This window comes from Fretibacterium fastidiosum, assembly GCF_000210715.1.
Taxonomy (GTDB): Bacteria; Synergistota; Synergistia; order Synergistales; family Aminobacteriaceae; genus Fretibacterium; species Fretibacterium fastidiosum.
Window position 1 is genome coordinate 1,663,516 of the sequence record NC_021038.1, and the last position, 3,356, is coordinate 1,666,871.

The 3,356-nt window shown below is 62.8% G+C and carries 2 protein-coding genes; both read right to left on the reverse strand.

All coding sequences use genetic code 11. The annotated features are described in order from the left end of the window. Nucleotides 1-165: 165 nt before the first annotated feature. Nucleotides 166-1,797, reverse strand: coding sequence for a bifunctional metallophosphatase/5'-nucleotidase (locus SY1_RS07680; protein ID WP_015556684.1), 1,632 nt, complete (start codon nt 1,795-1,797; stop codon nt 166-168). 93 nt (nt 1,798-1,890) lie between these two features. Beyond that, nucleotides 1,891-3,356: bifunctional metallophosphatase/5'-nucleotidase (locus tag SY1_RS07685; protein ID WP_208873322.1), on the reverse strand; the 1,466-nt coding region annotated here is incomplete at its 5' end.

A 3,356-nucleotide genomic window follows, 5' to 3' on the forward strand; every position in this document is an offset into this window, starting at 1 on the left:
TATGACGTCTTTTCTGTACCGCTCCCAAAGCGCCTTGTCCTTCAAGTTGATGATCCGCGTCGGAAGCGGCACGCTTCCTTTAACGATGGAAAATCAAAACTTGATCGCGATGCCATAAAAAACGGGGCTGCCGCAGGGCAGTCCCGCCTCGTCTTCCCGATCGCGCTATTTCCGGACCGTGATGCGCTGGTCCGGGGCCAGCTTCAGCGCCCCGTCCGGGAAGGTCTTGATGTAGCCGACCAGGACCTCGTAGTCCAGTAGGCCCGAATCCTGGCTGGGGAGGCCCTTGAAGAGGTAGTAGCGGTCGCCACCCTCCGACAGCCATGAGCTGATCGCTACGGTGTAGTACGCGCTGTCCTCCACGGGCTCCCACGCGCCGTCCTTCTCCACCCGAAGGTCTGCGAGTCTGCTGCCCCACTGGGCCACGAGGCCGTCCTCGTTGAAGGTCGTTGGAGGGTTTTTCAGGTCGTAGACCACCCTGAGGCCCGACACCTGGAGAAAGCCTCCCGTAGGGGTCCGGAACGACGTGTCGTAGCCGTCGCCGTGAGCCGCAAGGGCGGAGGCCGATATCTCCATCGCCTTGCGCAGCACGTCGCCGCTGACGGTGAGGATGTCAACCCGGCTCTGGTAGGGGAAGAGCTCCTGCAGTGTCTTCTCGGAGAACTTCCCTTCACGGAAGATCTTGTTGCCCCGGATGTTCCCCGCATTGGCGAGGCTGACGTCCGTCCTGAAACGGGTTCTCATCGCATCCGCCAGGAAGTTTCCGATAGGGGATTCTCCGCTGCGCAGGACCTCCTTACGGGCGTCCACTGGAACGTTGAAAGACCCCATGATGGTCTCCAGTTTTTTGTTCAGCTTCTCCTCGTACTGAGTGGCCAGATTCAGGATGGCCGCGTTGGGCTCCACCTTTGGCGTCACGCTGAGGAGCTGCCATTTGACGCTGTCCTCGGTGATCCGCCCGTCCCTCGTTGTCAGGTCCAGCCTGCCGACGAATCGAGCCACGGTCCCGCTCCAGAGCATCGTCGTCAGCCAGTCGTCCGGGCCGCGCACGAAACCCGGCAGCGGGTCCTCTGTGAGGCCGAGCGTGCGACCGTACACCGCGTGGATGCCGCTGACCTGTTCCAACGTGTGCTGGTTCTCGAGGTCCGTCAGGTTGCTGAGCATGACGATGATGTCCGCCTCCTGTGCCCTCAGGTCGGCCACCATCGCCTTTGCCGTCTCCACGAGACCCGCCTTGGAGAGCTGAAGCTCATCGACCTTCTGGGTCGTGGCGGTAAGGATTTGGGGGGAGAGCATCGAGAAGAAGCCCACCTTCAGGTCCCCCGCCTGGACGATGACGTTCTTTTTGAAGAATGGGGCGGCCTCCGGGTCGAGGACGTCCACGTTGGAGAGGACCAGGGGGAACCGGATGTACTGGAGGGCCCCCTTCAGGTGCTCCCAGCCGAAGTCCAGCTCGCGCATGCCGATGGTGCCCACCTGAACGCCCGCGAGGTTCAGGGAGGTGAATTCCGGCAGGCCGCCAAAGTAGCGCCACATGGGACCGTACACGGACCCTCCGTTGACGACCAGGATCGCGTTGGGCTCGGTTTCCCGCACTTTCTGCACCACGCCCGCCGCGTGGGCCAGCCCGCCGATGGCGACGGTCCCCTTGTTGACCCTGGTGACGATGGGCAGGAGCTGCCCCGACAGGCGGTTGAGGGTGAGGAGCGTCATGGTTCCGTCCTTTGCCTGCGCCAGAGTCCCGGAGAGCAGGCAGACACACAGCGCACACAGCGCCGCAAAAAACTTTTGCCTCATTTGGATTCCTCCATGGTTCAAAAGGTTGGGTTCGGCTTTCTCTTTAGTGCTTGGACAGCGTGGATGATGGCGTCCCGTCTGTGCCGGACCCCGTCAGTTGCTCTTGCGCTGTGGCGCCTCCTGCGTAAGGATCGTGATGCGCCCGTCCTTCGTGAGGTTCAGCTTGCCTTCGGAGAAGGTCTGGATGTACTTGAGCGTGGTGTCCAGGTCGCTGGCGTCGGTGTCGGTTTTCGGCGCGTCCTTGAACATGAAGTAGCGGTCCCCGCCGTTCGCCAGGTAGGCACTGAGGGCGACGGTGTACTTTGCGTCGTCGTCCACCTCGGTCCAGTGGCCGTCCCCCCTCTGAATCGCGAGGGTCACGAGGCGCTCGCCCTGCCGGTCGACCTGGTTGGTCTCCTTGTTGAAGGTCATGGGCTGTTTTTTCAAATCGTAGACGACGCGAATGCCCGAAACTTGAAGAAATCCGCCCGTCGGGGTGCGGCGGGAGGTGTCGTAGTCGTCCCCCGGCCCTGCGATGAGGGCGGAGGCGGAACACTCCATCGCCTGGCGCAGGACCCTGCCCGGAACCGTGACGAGGCTGACGTCGTTCCCGTAGGGGAAGATATCGAGGAACGTTCTCTCCGAGAAGTTACCCATCGAAAACGTCTTGTCCGCACGGATGGAACCGCCGTTGACGAGGCCCACATCCGTCTTGAACACGTTGCGCAGGGCGTCCGCCAGGAAGTTTCCGATGGGCATCTCCCGGCTGCGGACGAGGGGTTTCTGGGTGTTGACCTCCGTCTCGAAGGACCCGATGACCTTCTCCCTCTGGGCGTTGAGCTTCGCCTCGAAGTCGGAGGCAAGGTTGTAGATGTTGGGGTCGAACGGCGTCTTCTGCGTGACGAGGACGACCTCCCACGTGGAGCCGGCCTCCGCGACCCTGCCGTCCTTGAGCTCGATATTGACCTTTCCGATGAGCCGGCCCCGATCCCCTCCCCAGGCCAGCATGGTGGTCCAGCCCGCCTCGTTGGTGACGAAGACGGGCTTTGAGGGGCTATCTCCGTTGGAGCCGCGCCCGAAGATGAGGTGGATGCCCGACACGGCCCTCGCCACCTCATCGTTCTCCTCCTCGGTAAGGTCACCGAACATGACGACGACGTCCGCCCCCTGTTCCTTCAGGGATTCCGTCATCGCGCGGGCCGCGCCGACGATGTCCGGCACGATCGTGAACTCCACGTCGTCGCTGTCCTTCGCGCCCCAGCGGGTCGTCGCGGCGAAGAGCGTGGGGGAGATCAAGGCGAAGATGCCCACGTTCAAGTTCTTGTAGGTCACGATAATGGTCTTCCGCAGTTTGTCGGCGACGCTCTGCGGAACGGTGGCGTTCGAGAGCAGCATGGGATAGGTGACATACTGCAGGGCCGACTCCAGGTGGCTCCAGCCGTAGTCCAGCTCGTGCTTGCTGATCATCCCCACCTGCACGCCGAGCAGGCTGAGGGAGGTGAACTCCGGCTGTCCCCCGAAGTAGTGCCAGATCGGCCCGAACACGGACTGACCGGTCACGGCCAGGATCGCGTTCGGGT